Here is a 24,780-nt window from a genome sequence, read left to right as displayed (position 1 = left end):
TTTACCCCATTACAGATCACGGGCGTATGCTGAGCCGACAGCAATTCAGGCGCATCTCGACAAGTTGATTTTAATGGAGCACCCGATTTTTGATCATGGTGCCCTCCTCCATCTGAAAATTGTCTGCACCCAATTCCTCAAAAACCTCGATCCCTGCATCGATCATGGCTTTGGCAACATCAACCTTGGCTTCCTGAAGGAACGCCTTCGCCTCCCCGGAAAAACTGATTCTGATCAGCGGCGCGTCCTCTTCATCCGTGTGCTGCAAGGCAACATCTCCATCAGGTAAAATCACGATTTCAAACAGAGAGATAGCCATTGAATATTCCGTCGGGTTTTCACAAACAAGGAGCGGGTATTGTATCAGAGGGGCTACTCATTATTAACCCGACAAAAAAATTAGCCGGGAGATCAAACAACCCTGTCAGCATTCGACCATTTGCTCGCGCTGACGCTCAATCAACGCCCGGAAGTCGTCCAACCATCCGACAAGCAGCTCAGCACTCAACTCCAACTTGTCCTCAACCTGATTAATTTGCACCACAGCAATGGGTGAAGCGACACTGGCCGCCTCCTGCGAAAGAACCTGAAAAAGTCGATCATGCGCGCACAGCATTTTGGCAAGCCAGCTCTCTTTTTTCGCTTCCAGATTGGCCAACTCCCAGGCCTCAGACGGCGATTTACCAATAGACTCCATAGCCGCAATCAGTGCCTCGACAGATACAATGGTCTCGGCTGCTCTGTGTCGGTAGGTGCTTGCCACCTCACGGAGATAAAGACGATACGCAGCCTCAAGTTGAAAGAGTGCCGATTGACAGAGCGCCAGCTGGAGGTTTGCCGCTGCCCCAACAGCAGGGGGCAGCTTCGGATCAATCTGTCGCAATAACAAACTACAGAAGTAAAGCTTCTGATTGACCGCCGGCAGAAAGGGATTCACTGGTCGTCCCTCCTACTTTTTACCTTTCCGGTCATCCTTTTCCCGCCAGGCACCGCGATCATAAAATGCCTTCCATCCAGTGGGCTTGCCATCTACCTCAGACTGAACATATTGCTCGCCAGTTTTGCGGCTGAAACGAATCACCGTGGGTATACCATCGGGGTCGGCTACGGGAGAATCAAAGAGAAACTGGTACTTGGAATCAATTTCTTTCGCATGGGGCAGGAGTTCTGCAACCAATGGCGCCCGGGTTTCACGATGCCGGGGAAACTGGCTGGCAGCCAGAAACAGCCCGGAGGCCCCATCTCTGAGGATGTAGTGATCCGTTACTTTTTCACAGGCCAGCTCTGGCATGGGCACAGGATCCATCTTGGGCGGTGCCGGTTGGCCATTGCGAAGCAGCTTGCGGGTGTTTTTACAGGCCTCATTGGTACAGCCAAAATATTTGCCAAAACGGCCCGATTTCAACTGCATGTCACTGCCACATTTATCACATTCAATCAGTGGGCCTTCATAACCCTTGAGCTTGAATGCGCCGGTTTCCACTTCAAAACCATCACAGTCGGGGTTGTTGCCACACACATGCAGTTTTCGCCCCTCATCAATCAGGTAGGCATCCATGGCGGTGTGACAACGCGGGCAACGATGGCGATGCATCAACTGCCTCGATTCTGCCTCGCCATCTTCATCGACATTAACGGCCTCATCACCCGGAATAAGACTCAAGGTTCCCTTGCAACGCTCCTTGGGCGGCAGGTTGTAACCGGAGCAGCCGAGAAAAACCCCGGTAGTACCTGTGCGAATCATCATCGGCCGACCACACTGGGGGCAGGCAATATCCGTTAGAGATGGCTCATTAGGGCGCATACCACCATCGGCTTCGGCTCTGGTCAGCTTGGCAGAGAAATCCGAATAGAATTGATCAAGCACCTGCTTCCATTCCAGCTTTCCCTGTGCAATCTCATCGAGGTAGGCTTCCATGGTGGCCGTAAATCCGTAGTCCATCAAATCGGCAAAGTTTTCATTCAACCGGTCTGTGACAACGTCACCAATCTTTTCCGCATAGAAACGGCGATTTTCCACCCGGACATAGCCTCGATCCTGAATCGTGGAGATAATGGACGCGTAGGTTGACGGACGGCCAATACCCCGCTTTTCCAGTTCCTTGACCAGAGAAGCCTCTGAGTAGCGGGCGGGCGGTTTGGTGAAATGCTGCATCGGAATCAGCTTGTTGAGCTGCAATTGGCTGCCAACCAACATTTCAGGCAGTTCAATGTCATCGCCTTTTTTAGCCAGCGCAGGCAGGACTTTCAGGTATCCGTCAAAAACAGTCACCCGGCCTTTTGCGCGAAGCTCAAAATCCTGAGCCCTAACTGTCACCGTGGTACTGGTAAATTGTGCCGGCACCATCTGGCAGGCGACAAATTGCCGCCAGATTAACCGATACAGTTTTTTGGCATCTTCCTCCATACCATCCAGATCACCTGGCTTGATATCAATATTGGAGGGTCGTATCGCTTCATGCGCCTCCTGGGCGCCAGATTTGCTGCCATAAACGATGGGGGCAGACGGCAGATACTCGGCACCATGGCGAGTCTGGATAAAATCACGACAGACCGCCACCGCATCAGCACTGAGATTGGTCGAGTCTGTTCGCATGTAGGTGATATAACCAGCCTCGTAGAGGCGCTGGGCAAGCATCATGGTTTTTTTCACCCCATAGCCAAGGCTGGTACTGGAGGCCTGTTGCAGGGTTGACGTGATGAACGGTGCCGACGGCTTGCTGGAGGTGGGTTTGTCCTCGCGGGCAACCACCTCGTAGGAGGCCTCTTTCAACCCAGCCAGCGCCGCATCAGTCTGGTGCCGGCTGACCGGCCTGAACGGGCCCGAACCCTGTTTCTTTACTTCAAAACGAACCAAATCCTCTGCCGCCGTCTCCAGGTCAGCGTGGACTGTCCAGTACTCTTCCGGTTCAAAGGCACGAATTTCGCGCTCGCGTTCAACAACAAGTTTAACGGCTACCGACTGCACACGCCCCGCAGAAAGCCCCCTGGCCACCTTGCTCCAGAGCAGCGGTGAAACCATGAAACCAACCACTCTATCGAGGAAACGACGGGCCTGCTGGGCACTCACCCGATCCGTATCGAGTTTGCCCGGTTTTTCGAATGCCGCCTTGATGGCTTTTTTGGTGATTTCATTGAAGACAACGCGCTGGTACAGCTCAGGATCACCGCCAATGGTTTCCATAAGGTGCCAGGCAATCGCCTCGCCTTCCCTGTCAAGATCCGTGGCAAGATAGATATGCTCTGCATCCTTGGCCAGTTTCTTCAACTCGGCGACCACTTTCTCCTTGCCGGGAAGAATTTCATAACGCGCTTTCCAACCGTGTTCGGGGTCAATACCCATGCGGCTGACCAGCTGCTCCTTGGCTTTTCGTGAGCGCTGTGCCGCCTTTTCTTCATCCGACAGCTTACGGGTGGCGGCAGCAACCTTGGCTCGTTCTTTTGGATCGACCGTTTTCCCACCACCGGTGGGTAGATCGCGAATATGCCCGATACTCGACTTCACGATAAAATCGTTGCCGAGATACTTGTTGATCGTTTTCGCCTTGGCTGGCGACTCGACGATAACCAGTGATTTACCCATGAAACAGCCGTTTATCCTGTGAATTAATGACTAAAAGCAATCCCTGTTGGCACCACCCAAGCCTGAAAGGGAGCGAATATACATGTGCCGCCGGTGGTTTGGTCAAGGTAATTTTTCACCCAATGGCCAATCTGTCGAGTGGTTCTTCTGGTCGGATCACACGCCGGAGGTCTTTTAAACGGGCATCTATCCGATCAATATCTGCCAGCTCCCCGCGCTCCTGCCAGACAATCGCAACGCCTTCACGGTTGACCTCAAGGGCAGTCACGTTGACGGGTAAAGCTGCCAGCACTTCTCCGATAACCGGAAGCAACCGGTCATTGGCTTCATGTCCCAACCACTGCCAGCCATCCCAGGGAGAGTGGTCGCCACGCCGGGTTCCCCGGACCAACAGCCACTTTTCCATCCTGGAAAATGACGATGGGCTGGAATCCGGCGCCCAGAGCAGAGTATAACCTGCGTATTCAAGGCGGCCTTCGCCCTCTCTGGCATCCGGGGCGTGAACGAGACGCACACGAAGCCCCCGGGAGGATGCCAGCCGCCGCATCTCCGTGATCATTTTCTGACGAGGTGACTGTCGATACCAGAGCAGTGGCGAAATGATGATCGCCAGTATCAGTAGAATTAACAAATAGGTCATTATCTGATACAACCTTATATACTTGAGAAAGCGTTGATAAACCAGTTACGGGAGATACTTCATGTCCGCCTATAAACACATTCTGATCGGTCTGGACCTATCTCCAGAATCACAGCAAGTGGTTGAGAGAGTCAAGTCCCTGTTTACCAATGGTGAGAGCCAGCTGAGTCTTATCCATGTGCAGGAACCACTGTCATTTGCCTACGGCGGCGATATCCCGATGGATCTTACAGAAGTGCAATACCAGTTGGAGGAACAGGCGAAACAGCGTTTATCTGTTATCGGCAAGACATTGAACGTCGATATCCTCAACCAGCATGTACTGATTGGCCAACCTGCCCAGGAAATGCACCGGTTTGCCAATGACAATAGCGTGGATTTGATCGTGGTCGGCAGTCACGGTCGTCATGGTATCAGTCTGATTCTGGGTTCAACCGCTACGGGTGTGTTGCATGGTTCTCACTGTGATGTGCTGGCAGTTCGGGTTTAAGCGAACTTTCAGACTTTTATATATCCTGGTATCTAATTGAACAAGACCTATCTAACATAGCCATACGTCAACCCAAATCCCTTTCAAGGAACACCCACCAAATTTTTATGAAAAAATGTCATGGCAGCGTCATTGGCACACTCTTTCTGGCAGCATGTCTGCTATTAACTGAAACCTCTTTTGCCGGAAACCCAAGTCTGGACGAGCAGCGTGCGCTCTATCGAGAGGCCAAAATCGCCGTGGCAAGAGGCAGTGAGGCCAATGTCCGCCGACTTATCAATGTCCTTGGAGACTACCTACTCAAACCGCACATCGAATTTTTATGGTTAAGTGACCGGTTGAGACACGCAAAAACTGATGATATCGCCACTTTTCTCAAGACCTATGAGGACAGTTCTCTGGCCAATCGGCTGCGTTTTCGCTGGCTCGACACCTTGCGCAGCCAGGGACGAGAACAGGACTTTCTGACTTACTACCGATCCACCAGTGCCAGCACAGAACAGCAGTGTTATTTTCACCATATAAATCTGCGCAACGGAAAAAGGGAACCTTTTCTAAGCGATGCGATAAAACTCTGGAGCGTGGGCAAATCCCAGCCGAGGGGCTGTGATGCACTTTTTGACTACCTGATTGCCAACGGATATATAAGCCAGGAAACAGCCTGGAATCGTTACTCGGCAGCTGTTCTGAATCATCAGTACCAACTGGCACGCTACCTCCAGCGTTTTTTTACCTCGGATCGCTACCAACAACTGGCCAGAAATTTCCTGCAGGTAGACCTCGAACATCAGCTGATTGGCAACTACTCGTTGTTCAGTGATTTCAACGACGCACTTAGCGGTGACGAAGTGCATGCCATCATTGTGCATGGACTGACTCATCTGGCCAGATCCGATGCAACCACTGCGCTTAAACACTGGAGTTATTACCAACAGATTCACCCCTTCACCAGTGAGCAAAGAAAACGGGTTATCACAGATCTGGTCAAGGGGCTTTATAACCAGGAACACACGGAGATCGCTGACAATTACCTGATTGATTATCTCGACATCGTTGACCCGACCCTGCTGGAATGGCGGGCTCGTGAATTTATCGGTCAGACAGACTGGCAAAATGTTCTCACCTGGATAGAGCGCATGCCGCTGCAACTTCGGGAAACTGATCGCTGGCTGTACTGGGGGGCCAGGGCAGCAGACCTCAACAACACCGCGAAACAGTCCCCAGAGGACAACAGCGCCTACCATGTGCTGTCCCGCAGTCGCAGTTTTTATGGTTTTCTGGCCAGTGAATGGACCGCCAATGGCTATTCAATGGCCTTCAAAAAAACCAGCGTTTCTCCGGCAGATATCACTCAACTTGAAAAACAACCCGGAATCCTGAGAACCTGGGAGTTTGTCTTCCATGAAGATTATCTGGCTGCCCGTCGGGACTGGTACCACACCACGCGCAATTTCACCGAACAGCAGTGGATTACCGCCGCCCATATCGCCAGCAGCTGGCAGTGGCACAACGGAGCCATCACCAGCATGATCAGCGCTGGCTTCTGGGACGACATCGACCTGAGATTCCCCTTGGCGTTCAAGGAAGCATTTTACAGTCATGCGAAAAAGACCGGCGTCCCCGTGCATCTACTGTTTGCCGTGGCACGCCAGGAAAGTGCGCTCGCGCAGGACGTCCAGTCACACGCCGGGGCAAGGGGATTGATGCAATTGATGCCGGCAACCGCCACCGAAACAGCTCGCAAGCATGGCATCAGCTACCGTGGCAGCCATCAACTGCTTGAGCCGGAAATCAATATCACGCTGGGCAGTCGCTATTACCGGGAAATGTTGCAACGCTTCGACAACAACCGAATTCTTGCCACAGCTGCCTACAATGCCGGCCCCCACCGGGTCAGCACCTGGTTGAACAAAAGCCAGGGATCACTGCCCTTTGATGCGTGGATTGAAACAATTCCCTTCCTGGAAACACGCAACTATGTACAGAACGTCCTGGCGTTTTCCATGATCTATGCCCACCACCTGGAAAGTGAAGCACGCATCCTCTCGGAAAAAGAAAAACAGCATCGGCTATGAATGACGAACCAAACCGCACGCCATTGGTCGATATCGGGGTAAACCTGAGCAACCCCTGCTTTCAGGATGACTGGCAGAGTGTGCTGCAGCGAGCACTGGACGCCCATGTTGCCCAGCTCGTTCTGACCGGCACAAATCTGGCGGAAAGTGAGCAGGTGCTCAGGCTTTGCCAGCAATTCAGCGATGACTTCCCCGACATGCTTTACAGCACCTGTGGTGTCCATCCCCATGAGGCAAAGCAGTACTCCGCCGAAACAGGCTCTCAATTGCGCTCGCTGGCAGAGGCACCCCAGGTCGTGGCGATTGGTGAAACCGGACTCGATTTCAATCGCAACTATTCCCCACCCAGCGACCAGGAAAGGGCCTTTGAAGCACAACTGGAACTGGCTATCGAATTACAGCTGCCGGTGTTCATGCACGAGCGGGATGCCCACCAGCGACAATTTGAGATCCTCAAGAACTACCGCGATGAGCTGCCGGACGGCGTGATCCACTGCTTTACCGGCGATCGGCAGGCGCTGTTTAACTATCTTGACCTGGACCTGCATATCGGCATCACGGGGTGGATCTGTGACGAGCGGCGCGGTGAGCAACTTCAGGCACTGGTGAGCAGCATCCCTCTCAACCGGCTGATGCTGGAAACTGACGCCCCATTTCTAGTGCCCAGAACCCTGCAACCGCGACCAAAAAAACGTCGCAACGAACCGGCTTTTCTACCCTGGGTACTAGAGGAAGTTGCCAGATGCCGACAGCAATCGGCTGCCATTATCGCCGAACAAACCACGGTGACAGCCAAGCGTTTTTTCAGATTAAGCTAGGGCCCGCCCACCTTTTTTCAATAGCGGTCGACGCATTTACCCGCGCCTCTGGACGACCAGATCAGTTAAGCTAAACTGGGACGGATAACTGTATCTTTGAATGGAGCACACCCATGGCTTGCAAGGCAATATATCGGAGTGTATTTTTTTGTGCCGTTATCACGATGCCCGCGCTGATAAATGCGGGCGGAGACCCTGCATCAACACTCGAACGGCAAGCAGAAAGTATCGTCAAGCAATTTGCCGGCTCGTTACAGCCACGCCTGCTGGAGGCAATCCAGACCGGTGGTCCGGTGGAGGCCATCAGCGTCTGCGCCACGGCGGCACCGAAAATAGCCAACCGACTGAGCCGGGAAACCGGTTGGTCTGTCAAGCGGGTCAGTCTCAAGGCCCGCAACAAATCCGCTGAACCCGACCATTGGGAACGGAATACCCTTTTGCACTTTGAATCTCGCCTCGCCGCAGGAGAGATGCAGGCACAACTGACCCGGGCCGAACAGGTCGATGGGCAATTCCGTTACATGAAGGCTCAGATTGTTCAGCCACTCTGCCTCAACTGCCATGGCAGTGCGCTCGATCCAGACGTTGTACAAGCACTGCAAAACCATTACCCGGACGACGCCGCGACAGGCTATCAACTGGGCGAAATCCGGGGGGCATTCAGCCTGTCCGCTCCGCAGTAATCCAGCCAATCTACCGAATTGATTTCTCCTATGCACCAGGAACACTTACATCGCTGGCAACACCAGCACGACTTTTCCACGGCAAATGCTCACGGCGAGCGCCGCACCAAATATGTATTGATACTGACTGCCGTCACGATGGTAGCGGAGATCATTGCCGGTACGGTATTTGGCTCAATGGCCCTGCTTGCAGATGGCTGGCACATGGGCACCCATGTGGCCGCCTTTATGATCACGATTTTTGCGTACCGCTATGCCCGGAAACATGCCGATAATCCGGCCTTCAGTTTCGGTACCGGCAAAGTGGGTGTACTGGGGGGCTTTGCCAGTGCAGTGGCACTGGCAGTTGTCGCCCTGATGATGCTGGTCGAGTCGCTACAGCGACTGGCGTCCCCCCAGCTGATTCAACTCGATGCCGCTATCGCGGTGGCTGTGCTGGGACTGGTGGTCAATATCATTAGCGCCCTGTTGTTAAAAGATCACCATTCTCACCAGCACCAGGACGGAGGCGATACGCATCAGCAGACTGGCGAAGGTCACCATGACCAAAACCTTTATGCCGCCTATGTGCATGTACTGGCGGACGCTCTCACCTCGTTACTGGCCATTTTCGCGTTATTGTCGGCCAAGTATTTCGGCTGGTATGCACTGGATCCCGTGATGGGAATTGTCGGTGCAGCGATTATCACCTACTGGGCAATCGGTCTGATCCGGCAATCGAGTCCGATTTTATTAGACGGCGGCATGAGCGATTACTATCAGGAGCGGATCACCCGGGCCATTGAAGAGGATGCCGACAATCAAATCACGGATCTGCATATCTGGAAGATCAGTGAGCATGACTACGCGGCGATTATTTCCATTGTCACCCACCACCCCAGACCCGCGGATTATTACAAATCACTACTGGCCGACTTTAACTGGCTGTCACACCTGACCATTGAGGTGCAGCGCTGTGAAGACACTCACATTACTGAGCCTGGCATCGAATGATCGACCAGAACACCTCTCAAAGGAAATAAAGCTTATGAAAATCCACAAATTGCCACTTATTATTCTCAGCGGACTGTTAGCGATGCCCGTGGTCAGTCACAGCGACCCCTCAGAGTCAGTCGGTCTGGCTGCCGGGATAATGGCCAATGCGCTGTTCAATGAAACCGAAAAACGGGTGTTCGGCGACTACCTGCGCCGCGATTATTCTGGCGACGACTAAAGGGGCGGCGGGAAGCAGAAGAGCCCCCCCGGTTTGCGCAAAAAACTGGAACCCGGTGGTGAACTGCCACCGGGTTGGCAGAAGAAGATTGCACGGGGCGAAGTCCTCGATCGCGAACTTTATTTGATGAGCCGGGACCTGCCAGAGGATCTACTGGGACGGCTCCCGAGATCACTGGATGGCACGTCGCTGCGACAAATTGATGATCGTATTTTCAGGGTCATGGATGCAACGAACACCATCCTCGATGTGTTTTATCTGGCCACAGGACAATAGTCTCCGGTCAATGTAGCCCGTCTCGGTCGATATAGTCCATCGCGTCGCGCAACGAAGCAAATCTGTGTCTATCATCAAGAAACTGCAGCGCACCCAGTCTTTTCAGGTCGGCACTGGTTTGTTCGGAAATACCTACCAGCAACACATAGCGCTGGTGATGCTTTTCGTTGCGAATCAGCTCGTCTAGAATCATTGGGGTCGAAGTGCCCACCAGCTGGGCACCAGTCAGATCCACAATAATAATTTCGTGAGAAACATGACCGGCGAGACGGCGGCGCAGCCCCCGGCCCACCCCAAAGCTGAGGGGACCTGCAAGACTGAGCAGAGCAACCCGGCCCTGTTGAGCCGCCAGCCATTCGTCGACAGGATCCGGATCAGGCCCTGTCACCTCACCGCTTTTAAAATGGACATTATCCAACTGAATCGTCGTCAAACGCTCGACGGTGATCATGTTGGATAAAAATACTCCCACCAACACGGCGGTAATCAAATCGACAAAAACCGTCAGAAATAACACCAGCACCATCAGTGCCGCAGTATCCAGAGGCAGCTGGCCAACGCGTCGCAGATAGGGCCAATCGATGATATCGATACCCACCTTGATCAGGATACCCGCCAGCACAGCCAGGGGTATATGGCCCGCGTACTGACCCGCGCCAAGCATCACCGCCAGCAACACCAGTGAGTGAATAATACCGGAGTAGCCGGTCTTGCCGCCCGTTCGTATATTGACCACTGTGCGCATGGTGGCACCGGCACCGGGCAACCCGCCGAAAAAACCGGCCACCGTATTGCCAATACCCTGCCCGATCAATTCACGATCGGAATCGTGCTGCTGTTTGGTGAGGTTGTCGGCCACCAGTGACGTGAGTAAAGAATCGATAGAACCCAGTACAGCCAGTAATACTGCGGCATACAAGAGATCACCCAACATGTCCAACGAGAACATTGGCCATTGCAGCGACGGAAATGCCGAGGGAATTGCACCGATTGTCGCCACGGCCCCCTCGGGGAGCCAAAGCACACAAAGCGTTCCGAGTAACAGCACCAGCAGAGGTGATGGCAGCCAGACATTCCAGCGATGAGGCCAGAAACAAACACCCGCAATCGCCAGCAAGCCCAATGTCAGGTCATGCCAACTGATTACTGCTAACCATTCGGGAAAATAGTCCAGCGTTGTCAACAATGAAGGGGTGCCACTGTGCCCAAGTATGGGGCCCAATTGCAGCACAATGATGATGACCCCTATCCCGGTCATGAAGCCTGAAACAACCGAATAGGGGACCAGAATGAAATACTTGCCCAGCTTCAACAAACCAAAGCCGATCTGGAGAATGCCGGCAAGAATCACGGCGCTGAAGCCCATCAACAAGCCGGCTTCCGGGTGTTTCGCCTGAATTGAGGTAAACACACCGGCCATCACCACCGTCATGGGGCCGGTAGGACCGGATACCTGGGCGGGCGTACCGCCAAACAGGGCGGCAAAAAAACCGACAAAAATAGCGCCGTAAACACCTGCAGCGGGGCCCGCGCCCGATGCCACCCCAAAAGCCAACGCTAGCGGCAAGGCAACCACAGCAGTGGTTAGCCCACCGGCAAAATCCCTCGGTAAGTGACGAGTGGAAAGAGAATTGAAAAACGTAATCCCGCGCATGACAGCCTCTAACCGGTGTCTGAAATGACAACATACTCCAGAGATGCCACCACTGACAGCAGTGGCCGGGGTTTGTCGCCCAGGCTAGGGGCCTGAAATCAGGCGCCGTACCTGACCGGCAGTAAAGGGCCACCCTTTCTCACGCCCATCCGGAGTGACAATCACCGGAATGTGAATGCCATATTTCGCCGTCAGCACCTCATCCTCATTGATATTGACCTCATGCAGACGCCAACCCTTCTCCTGGAGAACCGGATAGACCAGCGCCTTGGCCTGATCACAGAGAGGACAGTGAGTACCGATGTATAGCGTCAGGATGTCGCTCATTGTGGATGCCTGATCAACCAGCAATTGTGAAGCTTCTGATCGCGCTGAAAATCCGGATCGAAGGTTTGTTCAGTGATCGCCTCCACCTGCCAGTTCTGCAGCACCGCCTGATCCATGGAAAATTTACGGAAGTTATTGGAAAACACCAGGGTACCGCCCGGCGCCAGCACGGCCATGGCATGCCCGATCAATGCCCCATGGTCTCGCTGAATATCCAGTACCTGTTCCATTTTATTGGAGTTGGAAAAGGTCGGTGGATCGAGAAAAACAAGATCAAAGACACCCTGCTCTCTCTCCAGCCACTCCAGGCAATCGGCCCGCAGCAACTGATGTTGATTCGGGTCCATTCCGTTCAAAGCGAAATTGCGTCCGGCCCATTCCAGATAACTGTTTGACATATCGATGCTGAGGCTGCTTGCCGCCCCACCGAGTGCCGCATGAACCGTGGCGGCTGCGGTATAGCAAAAAAGGTTGAGCACTCGCTTACTCCCGGCCATAGCGCCGATCATCCGGCGCACCGGTCGATGGTCGAGAAACAGGCCGGTATCGAGGTAATCTGCCAGATTCACCTCGAAGCGGGCAGCACTCTCTGCGACTACTTGCACCGCGTTATGGCTGGATCCACTGTGCTGGCGCTGATACTGGCTATCACCCTTCTGGCGGCGGCGCTCCTTAAATAATAATTTACCGCGGCTTTCCGGATACAAATATTGCAATGCCTGGCGGACATCAGTGAGGTGGCGGTTGGCGCTTGCCTCGTCGATAGTGATGGGCGGGGCGTACTCCTGCACATGGATGGCGTCCTGATAGACATCGATAGCCACGGCATACTCCGGCATATCCGCATCGTACAGACGATAACAGCTCACCCCTGAAGCCTTCAGCCAGCCCGCCAGTTTTCGGGCATTTTTCTTCAGCCGATTGGCAAACATCTGTGCACCCTCACCCAGCGTGGATTCAGATGTGCCAGAGCGTGGCTGCGGATTCTGTTCGCTAGCCTCACGAAGCTGAAAGAGCAGTAGCTGACTGGGGATCGTGCCGTTAAAAAACTGGTATTTCTTTTCGGCGCGCAAACGGAGTTCACCGGCAAGCTCGGCATTGCCGGTAATCACTGCCAGCCGCCAGCCGGGGCACTCCCTTTTGGCCACCTCACCCAGTGTCTGATAGAGCGGCCTCAATTCCTCCATCTCCCCCCAGCGCTCACCGTAGGGGGGATTGCAGATAATCAGTCCGTGCCCGGTTTCACGGTGTGTGGGCTTTTTGAATGCATCAATGGGCTTCGCCATGACCCGCACCCACTTTTCCAACCCGGCACAGGCAATATTCTCCTGGGCCGCACTCACGGCCCGGGTATCCTTGTCATAGCCACGGATTTCAGGCATCTCGCGGGATAGTCCTGTCTCACAGCGAACCAACGCCTCCTGTCTGATTTCCTGCCACAATGCGGTGTCATGCTGCGCCCAACCGTGGAAACCAAAACGGTCCCGGATCAGGCCGGGAGCCATGTCACTCGCCATCATGGCCCCTTCAATCAAAAATGTGCCGCTGCCGCAAAGGGGATCAATCAACGCACCGCCCTGTGAAGCGATCTCGGGCCAGCCAGCCCGCAGCAACAGGGCCGCTGCCAGATTTTCCTTCAGGGGTGCAGGTACCATCGCCACACGGTAGCCGCGCTTGTGCAGACTGCCACCGGACATGTCGAGGCTGACGGTGACAGCATCCTTCGCCAATCGTACATTGATTCTCAGATCCGGGTTTTTCAGGTCCACATCCGGTCGTTCACCAAACTGCGCCTGGAGCTGGTCGACTATCGCATCCTTGACCTGCTGCGCACCAAATTTGGTGTGTCTGATGGCATCGTTGGCACCAATAAAATCGACCGCAATGGACTGCCGGGGAGTCAGGTGGGTTTCCCAGGGAATCGATCTGACACCGCGATACAGATCATCGGCACTGCGGACCTCAAACTTCTCCAGAGGCAGGAGAACCCGATTCGCCAGGCGCGACCACAAACAGGCCCGATACGCCAAGGCCAGGGTTCCCTCCGCATACACACCCGCCACCGTCTCCCGGGTCTTTGCCGCACCCAGAGAAGTCAGTTCATTCGCTAGCAGGGATTCAAGCCCCTTCGGACAACTGGCAAACCACATACCCATAAAAAATGTTCCAACCCGCACGTCAAGCCGTCATATCAGGAACGCAATGGAAACACAAAATCGATTGATTACATAAGGGAATTAAAAAGCGCTACTTATAGACAAATAAAATCTTCGACAGCGAAGACAACTTTTGATGAGATAGACAGGCTGTACGATAAAAAACCACAAAACCACTTTGAACCAAAAAAGTGGCTCTAGAATCAGGAGTTCATGTCATATGAAAAGACAAAAACGAGATTCCTCCCACCGCGCTTTTATCAAAGGTTACCAAGCAGGCTACCATGGCCGAAACAAGACACTATGTCCTCACTCAGAAGAAACCTCACTAGCTCAGGTCTGGTGCAACGGTTGGCGGGAAGGTCGTGAAGATAACTGGAATGGTTACAAGGAACAGGCCATTCAGCAAAAAGTCAGCAATCTGTAAATTTTAATCCCTTTTTCTATCAAAGGGGCACTGTTCCCCTGAAAAGTCCTCACCGGACTCTGGAAGCGGCAAGTGGAGGCGTACAGCCTCCCGCCGCTTCCGACCAATTCACCGCACCCCGCATTCACCCCTGATACTGTTCAAATCGGGCAGAAAGGTGCTGTCTCACGATGGTTTACGGTCGCCTGGACAAGATCAAGCAACTCCCGAAGGGCCACGGAAAACATCGCAAAATCCCGACCGGGTGCGCGATGGAGCTCATCCATCATATCCATCCAGCGGGCGATCAAATGTGCGTGTGAGACCTTCCAGGCCTGAATCGCCGCGTCGATATCTGCCAGACTTTCCACCTCGGCCAGGAGCGCCCCGGACAATACACGACGCTGGCCCTCAAGATCATCCATATAGGATTCACGGGCAAAATCCTGCCAGCGGTTGGCTGGCTCCAGATGAATAATCTGTTCGCCAAACCAATCGATATCCAGCTCTGTACCCAATCTGAAATAAAGCTCCAATACCAATCCGACAGGTTTCCTGCTGGCAGCAGCCAGATCGGCAATGCCAAAGCCGAAAAACAGAAAATTGGCGCTGGATACCAGCATCGCCACATCTTCCTGCACACCCAGCTCTACCAGACGCTGTACTTCCTCCTGCCATTCGTTGGCTTCTTCCCGGAGAAACAGCGTCGGCAGCAGGAGTTGCAACTCAACCAGTCTCGGCCTGAGCGCTTGCACTTCCTGCTGTGGGTTGATGCAGGAACGCCGATTCCGCAATACCCAGCGGGAGGCTCTACGCCCCATGCGCATCAGGGCATAAAACAGTTCGAACTGCACCTCTGCCGGCACCAGATAATCCAGCGACTCAACCCGCTTCCAGAAATGATCAATACGCAACAAATCTCTGACAACAGCAAACGCGCGCATCACATCATCGACACTGGCTCCAGTGGAGGCAACCTGCCGCTGAAAATAGGGTACACCCATCAGATTAACCATTTCGTTAACCAGTTGATTGGCAATAATTTCCCGCTTCAGACTATGTTGCAGCAGCCTGTCTCGATAGTTCTCCGAGAGGCTCCTGGGGAACGCACCGGCAATCATCTTGGCGATATAGGGATCTTCCAGCGCATTGGATTTCAGCACCTGATCCTTGATCAGGATCTTGGCATACGACACCAGAACGGCCAGTTCGGGATGCGTCAGACCGAGTTGTCGCTTCTCGCGCTCCTTGAGTGTCTCATCATCTGGCAAATACTCCAGTGGACGGTTGATCAGACCATTGGCCTCCCAGTCCGTAATCGCCCGCCAGTACTCTGAAAAATTGTTTTTACAGCGAAAATGAGCAAGGCTGATGGCCAATGTCTGACGATAGTTGTTGGCCAACACCAGCTCGGACACCTCCTCTGTCATTTCTACCAACAACTGGTTGCGCTGTTTAACGGTGAGATCCTGACTTTGCACCAGCCCGTTCAGCAGAATTTTGATATTGACCTCATGATCAGAGCAATCCACACCAGCCGAATTGTCGATAAAGTCAGTATTGCAGGCCCCGCCATTGAGGGCATATTCAATACGGCCCCGCTGGGTCATACCGAGATTGCCGCCCTCGCCAAACACGCGGCAGCGCAACTCCCGGCCATCGACGCGAACCGCATCATTGGCACGATCGCCAACCTCCTGGTGACTCTCGCTCGAGCCCTTGACATAGCTGCCAATACCACCGTTCCAGATCAAATCAACCGGCGCTTTCAACAGGGCGTTGATCAGCTCGCTCGGCTTCAAGGCAGTTTCGTTGATAGCCAGCGCCGCCTGAATTTCCGGGGTTAATTTCAGTATTTTTGCACTGCGGGAAAAAACACCTCCACCGGGCGATATCAGGGTTTTGTCATAATCGTCCCAACTGGAACGCGGGAGGTGAAATAACCGCTCCCGCTCGGAAAAACCTGTGTCGGGATCGGGGTCAGGATCGATAAAAATATGCTGATGGTTGAATGCCGCCATCAGTTTGATATGTCTCGACATCAGCAGACCATTGCCAAACACGTCACCGGCCATATCACCGATACCAATAACAGAAAAATCCTCTGTCTGGGTGTTGAGACCCAATTCACGAAAATGGCGCTGTACCGAAACCCAGGCGCCTCTGGCAGTAATACCCATTTTTTTATGGTCATAACCGTGGCTGCCACCGGAGGCAAAAGCATCCCCCAGCCAGTGGTCATAGGCCAGCGATAGCTCATTGGCATAATCGGAAAAAGTGGTGGTTCCCTTGTCTGCTGCGACCACCAGATAGGGATCATCATCGTCCCTTCTGACCACACATGGCGGCGGAACAATTTCATCACCCACCACGTTATCGGTAAGATCGAGAAGTCCTGAAACAAACAAGCGATAACAGGCAATACCCTCCTGCAACAGCTCATCGCGACCCGCATTGCGGGGTACCTGCTTCGCCACAAAACCACCCTTGGCGCCAGTCGGCACAATCACCGCGTTTTTCACCTGCTGGGCTTTCACCAGACCCAGTATCTCCGTGCGATAGTCTTCCAGGCGATCAGACCAACGCAATCCCCCTCTCGCAACCTTGCCAGTACGCAGGTGAACACCTTCCATGCGGGGGCAATAAACAAAAATTTCGTAGAGCGGCCGGGGCTCAGGCACATCGACGATTTCTCTGGGTGCCAGCTTCACGGCAATATAGGGCTTTTGTTCTCCCTCGGCAGTGAGCTGAAAGTAATTGGTGCGTTTGGTGGCATTGATCAGTTGCTGGTAACTGCGCAGTACTTTATCTTCATTGAGATTGCTGACCTGGTCCAGCGCGTCGAGAATTTTTTGATTGAGGCGTTCGGCACGACCGTATTCCTCACTTTGCGGCGTCACAACCTTGGGATCAAACAGACAGCGGAACAATGCCACCAGATTTCGGGTGATTTCCAGGTTGGCCGCCAGAGTATCGGCAATGAAATCCTGACTGAAATTGCTGCCCAGCTGCTTCATGTAGCGGGCATATAGCCGGAACAGAGAAACCATACGCCAGTCCAGCCTGGCACCCACCACAAGATGATTGAAGCGATCATTTTCCGTTTGCTGGGACCAGACCGCCTTGAATGCGTCCTGGAAGGTATTCCTGACCTGTGATACATCCACATCCACGTCCAACCCGAACCGCAGCGTGAAATCATGCAACCAGATCTCACCGCCCTGCCGCGGCGTAATCTGGTAGGGATGTTCGCCCAGCACCCTGAAACCAAGATTTTCCAGCATCGGCACCAGACTGGAGAGCTCCAATTGCTCGTGGCGATGGAATAATTTGAAGCGCATGACATTCTGATCTGCGCCCGCCTGCTGATAAAAGCCGGTGGCAATTTCCGCGTCACTGCCGAGCTCATGAAACAACTGAATATCATGAATCGCAGAGCGGTGATCAAAGTGATCCATATAGCTGGCGGAGAAAGCATCCCGATAAATACGGGCCATATCTCTGCCGAGGGATTCACCCCACTGATCCAGCGCCTCCTGTTCCAGTTCATCATTCCAGTCAAGAGTCAGCTCAATTATCCGAGCGGTCAGCTCATCCCGATCGACTTCCCGGTAACGGTTGGAATTGACTCTCAGCACAAACTGGGTTCTAGCCAGCAGTGACTCGGAGAAACTGGTATTGAATTCACACTCGGTGGCATCAAATTCGCATTTGAGCATGTGTTCAATTTCCGTGCGAATTGAGGTGCGATAAATATCCCGAGGCATGTATACCAGACAGTTGACGAATTTTTCGAACGGGTCAACCCGTATAAAGAGCCGCACCATGCGCCGTTCGCTGATCTGCCAGATACCCACCAGTGTGTCGTACAATTCATCAGCAGAGGAATGGAACAGCTCGTCTCTTGGATGCACCTCAATCAGCTGGGAAATGGCTTTGAAGTCGTGGCTACCGGGGCTGAAACCAGTGCGTTTCAGTACCTGTTCAATCCGCTGGCGAATCAAAGGAATCTTTAGTGGGCTGACGTTATAAACCGCTGAGGTATAAAGCCCCATAAAAAGGTATTCGCCGATGACAGCACCCTTTTTGTCATAGCGTTTCAGTACAATAAAATCCGAGTAGGCCTGACGGTGAACTCGTGATCGCAGGGAAGACTTGGTGAACGCCATCGGCGCATCACACGCATAAAACGCCTGGATACCGGCACTGAGTTCACTCAGTGCCGTTTTTTCAGGACGGATCTGATGGCGGCGAAAAATACCAAGTTGTTTATCAGGCAGGTGCTTCAGGGCCGGGGCACCACGACCCTTCATGAGCCGAAACTCCGAACACCCCTGAAAGATAAAAGCACCGTCGCGCAGCCATTCGAGAAAGGCCGCCAGTTCATCGGCATCACAGGCCGGGAGGTTTGCGTGATTTTCCCTGACCTCGGCGATGACCTGGTTGAGCCGTTCCGCCATCGGGAGAAAATCATCGGTCACTACCTCGACATCACGTAATACATCCAGTATGTCGCGCTCCAGCAACTGGTGTTCTTCGTTTGAGGTGCGCAGATCCACGTCGATATAAATCAGGGCTTCAGCCCGGCAACCGGGCGTCTTCGGATTTGCAAACAGATCGAGCAGAACGCCTTTCTGATCGCGAACGACCTGAAATACTGTGCTTTTAATAAGCTGAATATTCAGTCCTGCGCGGTTAAGTTGAATGCGCACAGAATCTACCAGAAACGGCATATCCCTTTGCATGATGAACAGCGCAGTGGCATCACTGACCCAGCCATCTTCCTCCAGCACCGGGTTAAACACACGAACGGCCGGCTGATCTGGCATCACCTTGCGGATAAAGTTGAACAGGCTGAAGACAAAGCCCTGAATATCATCCAGCTTTTCGTGGGCCAGCTCGTGTAGAGGAAACAGGTCGAAAATTTTTCTCGAAAACGGCACTAACTGCTCTGCCAGAGCCGCTGGATATTTCTCGATTAACTGCGCCTCAAGGCAGGCAAAAAAATCGCCTTCAGAAATTCGCTGCATGATTACCCCTTTCCTTTTTTATTCACTGGTGCCCGCCTGATTATTTTCGATGGTTGGCGCGACAGAAACAGTCATTACTGAACTTCACCTTCTACCTACAGTCTAGATTAACCTTATATGATTGCCCTGTTTGGGTTAGCGGCCATCAGGCATTACAATCTCTGACCACCGTTATAACAAGAAGTAAGTATCAGCATGACTCATCAGCAGAAAATTTTGCAGCTCCGCGATTATCTCAATAGCCAGATTGTCGGTCAGCCACACCTGATAGACCGGCTGATTATTGCCATTCTGGCCGATGGCCACCTGTTGGTGGAGGGGGCTCCCGGACTGGCAAAAACCAAAGCCATCAAAACCCTGGCAGATGGCATCAGCGGTGATTTTCACCGTATTCAGTTCACTCCCGATCTGCTGCCCTCTGACATTACCGGCAGCGATATCTACCGCCCGGAAGATGGCAGTTTTCAATTTCAACCTGGCCCGATTTTCCACAATCTGGTATTGGCTGACGAGATCAACCGGGCACCGGCCAAAGTTCAGTCAGCTCTACTCGAAGCCATGGCAGAGCGGCAGATCAGTGTGGGCCGCAGCACCTATCCCCTGCCCAAACTTTTCCTGGTGATGGCTACCCAGAACCCCATCGAGCAGGAGGGCACCTATCCATTGCCGGAAGCCCAGATGGACCGTTTTTTGATGCATGTCAACGTGGGCTACCCCGAAGCGGAGGCCGAGCGGGAAATTTTGCGCCTGGCACGCCTTGAAGCACTGAACGAACCCATCGCCACCATTGATGAAGTCTCCGAGGAGACACTGCTGGAGGCCCGCAAGGAGGTTCTGTCCGTTCATATGGCCGAACCCGTCGAGGAATATATCGTCCAGTTGATTCTGGCCACCCGCAACCCCACCGATTATTGTGAAAAACTTGGCAGCTGGCTTGATTTTGGTGCCAGCCCAAGGGCCACCATATCGCTGGATCGCTGTGCCAGAGCCTGCGCCTGGCTGAAGGGCCACGACTACGTCTCTCCGGACGATGTGCGCAGTGTGATTCACGATGTATTGCGACACCGCCTGATTCTGAGCTTTGAAGCTGAGGCCAGCGGTATCAATCCGGACCGGGCGATCGACAACCTGATCAGCAACGTACCCTCTGCCTGATCAATGGACGATCCCGATCTCAACAACCCGGCCATCGCCGATGTCACGACGCTGGTAGGCATGCGATTTGGCACGCGCGAGCTGAAATTCTTTCCCCGAAGAATGGCTAAAACCTCGCTGATGGGGGGACACCACTCGCGAACGCGAGGCCGGGGTATGGATTTTGAGGAAGTGCGTCAATATCAGCCCGGCGACGACATCCGCAGCATCGACTGGCGAGTCACGGCACGTACCCTGACACCTCACACCAAGCTGTTTCGGGAGGAACGGGAGCGGCCCATTCTGGTGATTACCGATTTGCGCCCCAATATGTTCTTTGGCTCAAAAATGCTCAAGTCCATCACCGCCTGCCAGCTGGCCGCAGCACTCGGCTGGGCCGGACTTAACGCCAATGACCGGGTTGGGGGGCTGATTATCGGTGCGGAACAGCATCGCGAAATTCGGGCCCGTCGCAGCACTCACAGTGTTTTACAACTGATCCATCAGTTAAGGGACTTCAGTGAACTGCTGACCCGCTCAGTGCCCGGCAAATACCGCATGGTGGACATCATGCAGGACTGTCGACGGGTGGCCCTACCCGGCTCAACACTGTTTCTGATCAGTGACTTCCATGACCTGAATAAAGACTGCGAACAACACCTTTTCGAATTGGCCAGACATTGTGACGTCAATCTTTGCCAAATCCATGATCCGCTGGAAAAACAATTGCCGCCCCCTGCCCTCTATCAGGTCAATGACGGCAATCAGCGATTTTCCCTGAATACCCGAAATCGGGAATTGCGCGAAGAGTTTGAGCAGCATTTCCTCCGCCACCAGGCACACCTCCGACAACTTTGCAGCCAATTGCGCATGGGACTGATGGTCTTCGAAACAGGGGCCTCCGTTATGCGGATACTGCAACAGGCATACAGCAGAAAGAAATCCGGTCGACACGCATGAATCCCCAGGATCCCCTCTCACAGTTGCGTGATATTCATCTCCCCGATCCGGTAGACTGGTGGCCGCCCGCCCCGGGCTGGTGGCTTCTGGCAATACTGGTCTTGAGCGCTGTAGTTTACGGAATCTGGCGACTAAAAAAGCAACACCTGCACAACCGTTATCGACGGGAGGCACTGCATTCCCTGGCCGAAATGCAGCATTCTCTGGCGGGACAACCTGTCGAGCATTGCCACGCCATGCTGGCACTCTTGCGCCGCGCGGCCAAAACAGCCTACCCCCGACAGGCGCTTGAATCGGAATTGACACCGCAACTATTGCAGCGGCTTAACCACCTCTGTCAGCGAACACTGTTTGACGAAACCTTGCAGCAACAATTGAATGTATTGCCCTACCAGGCTGATCCGCAAAATATTGACTATCTGGCTGCTTCACTACATACCGCTATTCGGCAATGGCTCGAACAGCACCCGCGGAGCAAGTCATGCTGACCTTTGACTGGCCCTGGCTGTTTATCCTGTTGCCCGTACCGATACTGTACCGAATGCTGCGCAGTCGGGCCGAGGCAACAACACCCGCCCTGAAGGTGCCTGTCTACTCGGCGCTGTCGAGAACCCCCTCCGTGCAAAGAGGCGGCGATGGCTGGCACTGGTTTGCGCTGGCTCTGCTGACAATCACCTGGCTTGGCCTGCTCACGGCAACTGCTCGTCCCACTTGGGTTGGCGACCCCATTGCGATACCCAGCACCGGCCGGGATCTGCTGATGGCCGTGGATATCTCCGGCAGTATGCAGGAGACCGATATGCAGATAGACGGCAATACCCTCGATCGACTCAGTACTGTCAAGCTGGTTGTCGGACAGTTTGTCGATCGCCGACAGGGGGATCGTATGGGAGTGATTCTGTTCGGCACCCGTCCCTACCTGCAGACCCCGCTGACATTTGACCGAAAAACCCTGAATGTGCTGCTCAGTGAGGCCCAGATTGGTTTTGCCGGCGACCGCACTGCTATAGGAGATGCCATCGGTCTGGCGGTAAAGCGCCTGCAACCCCGCCCCAAAAATCACCGCGTGCTGATTTTGCTGACAGATGGTGCCAACTCTGCCGGCCGGGTCAAACCTCTGGAAGCAGCCGACATGGCAGCTAGGGAAGGCATTGTAATCCATACCATTGGCATCGGCGCGGAGGTAAAGCTCGAACGCAGTTTTTTTGGCACACGACGAATCAATCCTTCCAGCGACCTCGATGAAGCGACCCTGATTGGCATCGCCGAGAAAACCGGTGGCCAATATTTCCGCGCTCGCAACCCGGGAGAGCTTGAAACAATCTACAGACAGCTGGACAAAATGGAACCGATCGCCCAGGACGCCGAAACACTGCGACCCACCAAAGCATTATTCTACTGGCCATTGGGACTCGCATTGATCTGCAGTTTTATCATGGCAATCTTGATGAGTCGCGGGGATAACCATTGATGGGCCTGCTGGGAACACTCGCCGAATTTCATTTCCTCCGGCCGACCTGGCTGCTGGCCATTCTGCCAGGGTTGCTCATCAGCTGGTGGTTATACCGCTCCCAGATCAGGCGAGGCAACTGGCACCGGGTCATCGCACCGGAACTGCTGCCACTGCTCATGGATGGATCAATGTCTCACAAGCGACGCTCACTGATAGTGGTTTCACTAATTGGCTGGGTCATCGCGACACTCGCCATGGCTGGCCCCACCTGGGATCGTACTCCGATGCCAATCCACAAGCAGGAAAGTGCACTGATCATACTGTTTGATCTCTCACCCTCCATGTTGTCCCAGGATCAGAAACCAAACCGCCTGACCCGTGCACGGCTGAAACTGATTGAATTATTGCAGCAGCGAAAAGAAGGAACAACGGCATTGATCGCCTATGCTGACGATGCATTTGTGGTGAGCCCGCTCACGGACGATGCCAACACCCTTGTTGCACTGGTTCCCGCCCTGGACCCCAATATTATGCCGGGGCCGGGCAGTAACGTTGAATCTGCTGTGCAAAAAGCCATGGAGCTGGCACTGCATGCCGGGGCGAACCGGGCGGATATATTGCTGATAAGCGATGGCGTTGCCGGGCAAGCCAGGGATGAGCTGGGCATGATCTTTCGCGGTATGGGTGACTTTCGCCTTTCCATACTTGGTATTGGAACAGCGGAGGGGGCACCCATACCCATAGGCGGCGGCGGATTTGCCAAGGATAACAGCGGCTCTATCGTCGTGCCCCGCCTAGATCAAAAGAGTCTCAAACAACTGGCAAACCGGCACGACGGCCGGTATAGCAGCATCACTGCAGATAATACGGATATCAACTACCTGCTGAATGGTTTCAAAATCGGACCCGATTCGTCTACCCGTCAGCTTGAGCGCAGTTTCGATAGCTGGCACGACACAGGCTATTGGCTGGCGCTGCTGTTGTTACCGATACTGGTGCTGGCGTCACGCCGGGGCATCGTCCTCGCCTGCCTGACAATGATACCAATGTTTGGTCTACCCTTGCCCGCACAGGCTCTGAGCTGGGATGACCTATGGCTAACCCCCGACCAACAGGCATCGAGGGCTTTGCAGAAAGGCGATACAGCCACCGCCCAGGAAAAATTCAATAACTCACAATGGAAAGCGACAGCCGCTTACCGCAATGGCCAATACGACAGTGCCGCCAAGCTGTATGAAGGAGATTCAGCCCTCGATCACTACAATAGAGGTAATGCACTGGCAAAAGACGGCCAGCTTGAAGAAGCCATTGCCAGTTACAACCAGGCGCTCGCGCTGGCGCCGGAAATGGCAGACGCCCAGTTCAATCGTGAACTGGTGGAACAGCTGCAGAAAAAGCAACAGGAGCAACCTAAAGACCAGCAAAAGCCTCGGGAGCAACCAAAGGATGACTCCCAGAAAAATCCGGAAGATCAGCAAAACCAGCAGCAACCCCCCGGAGAACAGAATACTGGAGACAGCAACGACAGCTCCGACAATCCATCCGGGAGCAATGATCAGAATAATGCTGAGCAGCCTGATACCGGCGAACAGAAAAAAAATGAACAACCACAATCGAAAAACTCAGACGAATCCCCTGAACAACCACCGGCTGAACAGCCATCCCCCGGCGAAGGGGAAGAAACTGAGCAGCCACAGCAGGGGCCGATACCGGAAATGAGTGAGGAAGAAAAGCAGGCCATGGAACAGTGGCTGAGAAAGATTCCGGACGATCCCGGCGGCTTGCTGCGGGAAAAATTTCGCTACGAGTCAAGAAAGCGTGAATTTCAGGAACGCCGCGGTATTAAGCCGCCCGGCGACCAGCAACAGAGGTGGTAAAAATT

21 protein-coding genes are annotated in these 24,780 nt (G+C 53.8%); 13 read left to right on the top strand and 8 right to left on the bottom strand.

What is annotated here, in order from left to right; translation table 11 throughout:
* Nucleotides 1–70: 70 nt before the first annotated feature.
* The 4 genes from ACTF5G_RS04410 to ACTF5G_RS04395 form a co-directional block, all read right to left on the bottom strand.
* The gene (locus ACTF5G_RS04410) at nucleotides 71–319 is read right to left on the bottom strand and encodes a hypothetical protein (protein ID WP_438951604.1); all 249 of its coding nucleotides are present in this window, start codon (nucleotides 317–319) and stop codon (nucleotides 71–73) included.
* A 105-nt stretch (nucleotides 320–424) separates the two neighbouring features.
* Entirely contained in the window at nucleotides 425–937 is a 513-nt protein-coding gene (locus tag ACTF5G_RS04405; RefSeq protein WP_438951603.1) for a DUF6586 family protein, read from the bottom strand.
* Nucleotides 938–949: 12 nt separating this feature from the next.
* Entirely contained in the window at nucleotides 950–3,583 is a 2,634-nt protein-coding gene (gene topA / locus ACTF5G_RS04400; RefSeq protein ID WP_438951602.1) for a type I DNA topoisomerase, read from the bottom strand.
* Nucleotides 3,584–3,698: 115 nt separating this feature from the next.
* Nucleotides 3,699–4,223: a hypothetical protein gene (locus ACTF5G_RS04395; protein WP_438951601.1), complete on the bottom strand. Its 525-nt coding sequence runs from the start codon at nucleotides 4,221–4,223 to the stop codon at nucleotides 3,699–3,701.
* A gap of 61 nt (nucleotides 4,224–4,284) precedes the next feature.
* Here ACTF5G_RS04395 and ACTF5G_RS04390 point away from each other — a divergent pair, with 61 nt between their 5' ends.
* The 7 genes from ACTF5G_RS04390 (at nucleotide 4,285) to ACTF5G_RS04360 (ending at nucleotide 9,778) form a co-directional block, all read left to right on the top strand.
* Nucleotides 4,285–4,713 carry a universal stress protein gene (locus ACTF5G_RS04390; RefSeq protein WP_438951600.1) on the top strand — a complete coding sequence of 143 codons (429 nt, stop codon included), beginning with the start codon at nucleotides 4,285–4,287 and terminating at the stop codon, nucleotides 4,711–4,713.
* Nucleotides 4,714–4,820: 107 nt separating this feature from the next.
* Nucleotides 4,821–6,788 carry a transglycosylase SLT domain-containing protein gene (locus ACTF5G_RS04385; protein ID WP_438951599.1) on the top strand — a complete coding sequence of 656 codons (1,968 nt, stop codon included), beginning with the start codon at nucleotides 4,821–4,823 and terminating at the stop codon, nucleotides 6,786–6,788.
* A complete protein-coding gene (locus ACTF5G_RS04380; RefSeq protein ID WP_438951598.1) occupies nucleotides 6,785–7,606 on the top strand; it encodes a TatD family hydrolase in 822 nt (273 codons plus the stop codon). The genes ACTF5G_RS04385 and ACTF5G_RS04380 overlap by 4 nt, the downstream gene beginning before the upstream one ends.
* A gap of 164 nt (nucleotides 7,607–7,770) precedes the next feature.
* Entirely contained in the window at nucleotides 7,771–8,289 is a 519-nt protein-coding gene (locus ACTF5G_RS04375; protein WP_438951597.1) for a Tll0287-like domain-containing protein, read from the top strand.
* Between the two features lie 30 nt (nucleotides 8,290–8,319).
* Nucleotides 8,320–9,282 carry a CDF family Co(II)/Ni(II) efflux transporter DmeF gene (dmeF, locus tag ACTF5G_RS04370; protein ID WP_348430840.1) on the top strand — a complete coding sequence of 321 codons (963 nt, stop codon included), beginning with the start codon at nucleotides 8,320–8,322 and terminating at the stop codon, nucleotides 9,280–9,282.
* 34 nt (nucleotides 9,283–9,316) lie between these two features.
* Nucleotides 9,317–9,502 carry a hypothetical protein gene (locus ACTF5G_RS04365; RefSeq protein ID WP_438951596.1) on the top strand — a complete coding sequence of 62 codons (186 nt, stop codon included), beginning with the start codon at nucleotides 9,317–9,319 and terminating at the stop codon, nucleotides 9,500–9,502.
* 33 nt (nucleotides 9,503–9,535) lie between these two features.
* Nucleotides 9,536–9,778, top strand: a complete 243-nt coding sequence (locus tag ACTF5G_RS04360; RefSeq protein ID WP_438951595.1) for a hypothetical protein — start codon at nucleotides 9,536–9,538, stop codon at nucleotides 9,776–9,778.
* A gap of 7 nt (nucleotides 9,779–9,785) precedes the next feature.
* On the opposite strand, the gene ACTF5G_RS04355 is transcribed toward ACTF5G_RS04360, so the two are convergent.
* The 3 genes from ACTF5G_RS04355 to rlmKL all read right to left on the bottom strand — a co-directional run bounded on the left by ACTF5G_RS04355 (nucleotide 9,786) and on the right by rlmKL (nucleotide 13,915).
* Nucleotides 9,786–11,432 carry a SulP family inorganic anion transporter gene (locus ACTF5G_RS04355; RefSeq protein WP_438951594.1) on the bottom strand — a complete coding sequence of 549 codons (1,647 nt, stop codon included), beginning with the start codon at nucleotides 11,430–11,432 and terminating at the stop codon, nucleotides 9,786–9,788.
* Nucleotides 11,433–11,516: 84 nt separating this feature from the next.
* Complete coding sequence (locus tag ACTF5G_RS04350; protein WP_348430837.1) at nucleotides 11,517–11,759, bottom strand: glutaredoxin family protein; 243 nt, start codon at nucleotides 11,757–11,759, stop codon at nucleotides 11,517–11,519.
* Complete coding sequence (gene rlmKL, locus ACTF5G_RS04345) at nucleotides 11,756–13,915, bottom strand: bifunctional 23S rRNA (guanine(2069)-N(7))-methyltransferase RlmK/23S rRNA (guanine(2445)-N(2))-methyltransferase RlmL (RefSeq protein ID WP_438951593.1); 2,160 nt, start codon at nucleotides 13,913–13,915, stop codon at nucleotides 11,756–11,758. The genes ACTF5G_RS04350 and rlmKL overlap by 4 nt, the downstream gene beginning before the upstream one ends.
* Before the next feature lie 220 nt (nucleotides 13,916–14,135).
* Here rlmKL and rmf point away from each other — a divergent pair, with 220 nt between their 5' ends.
* Complete coding sequence (gene rmf / locus ACTF5G_RS04340; protein WP_438951592.1) at nucleotides 14,136–14,342, top strand: ribosome modulation factor; 207 nt, start codon at nucleotides 14,136–14,138, stop codon at nucleotides 14,340–14,342.
* Nucleotides 14,343–14,482: 140 nt separating this feature from the next.
* On the opposite strand, the gene ACTF5G_RS04335 is transcribed toward rmf, so the two are convergent.
* Complete coding sequence (locus tag ACTF5G_RS04335; protein ID WP_438951591.1) at nucleotides 14,483–19,351, bottom strand: NAD-glutamate dehydrogenase; 4,869 nt, start codon at nucleotides 19,349–19,351, stop codon at nucleotides 14,483–14,485.
* A gap of 195 nt (nucleotides 19,352–19,546) precedes the next feature.
* Here ACTF5G_RS04335 and ACTF5G_RS04330 point away from each other — a divergent pair, with 195 nt between their 5' ends.
* The 5 genes from ACTF5G_RS04330 to ACTF5G_RS04310 are packed head-to-tail and all read left to right on the top strand — an operon-like array spanning nucleotide 19,547 to nucleotide 24,775.
* Nucleotides 19,547–20,506, top strand: coding sequence for an AAA family ATPase (locus ACTF5G_RS04330; protein ID WP_438951590.1), 960 nt, complete (start codon nucleotides 19,547–19,549; stop codon nucleotides 20,504–20,506).
* A gap of 3 nt (nucleotides 20,507–20,509) precedes the next feature.
* The gene (locus ACTF5G_RS04325; protein ID WP_438951589.1) at nucleotides 20,510–21,445 is read left to right on the top strand and encodes a DUF58 domain-containing protein; all 936 of its coding nucleotides are present in this window, start codon (nucleotides 20,510–20,512) and stop codon (nucleotides 21,443–21,445) included.
* The gene (locus tag ACTF5G_RS04320) at nucleotides 21,442–21,933 is read left to right on the top strand and encodes a DUF4381 domain-containing protein (RefSeq protein WP_438951588.1); all 492 of its coding nucleotides are present in this window, start codon (nucleotides 21,442–21,444) and stop codon (nucleotides 21,931–21,933) included. Before ACTF5G_RS04325 ends, ACTF5G_RS04320 begins: the two co-directional genes overlap by 4 nt.
* On the top strand, nucleotides 21,927–22,916 hold the full coding sequence (locus ACTF5G_RS04315; RefSeq protein ID WP_438951587.1) for a VWA domain-containing protein: 990 nt from the start codon (nucleotides 21,927–21,929) through the stop codon (nucleotides 22,914–22,916). Before ACTF5G_RS04320 ends, ACTF5G_RS04315 begins: the two co-directional genes overlap by 7 nt.
* Nucleotides 22,916–24,775 carry a VWA domain-containing protein gene (locus ACTF5G_RS04310; RefSeq protein WP_438951586.1) on the top strand — a complete coding sequence of 620 codons (1,860 nt, stop codon included), beginning with the start codon at nucleotides 22,916–22,918 and terminating at the stop codon, nucleotides 24,773–24,775. The genes ACTF5G_RS04315 and ACTF5G_RS04310 overlap by 1 nt, the downstream gene beginning before the upstream one ends.
* The last annotated feature ends 5 nt before the right edge of the window (nucleotides 24,776–24,780 follow it).

It is taken from the genome of Porticoccus sp. (genome assembly GCF_965660005.1).
GTDB lineage: Bacteria > Pseudomonadota > Gammaproteobacteria > Pseudomonadales > Porticoccaceae > Porticoccus.
This window is presented reverse-complemented; position numbering and strand designations above follow the sequence as displayed.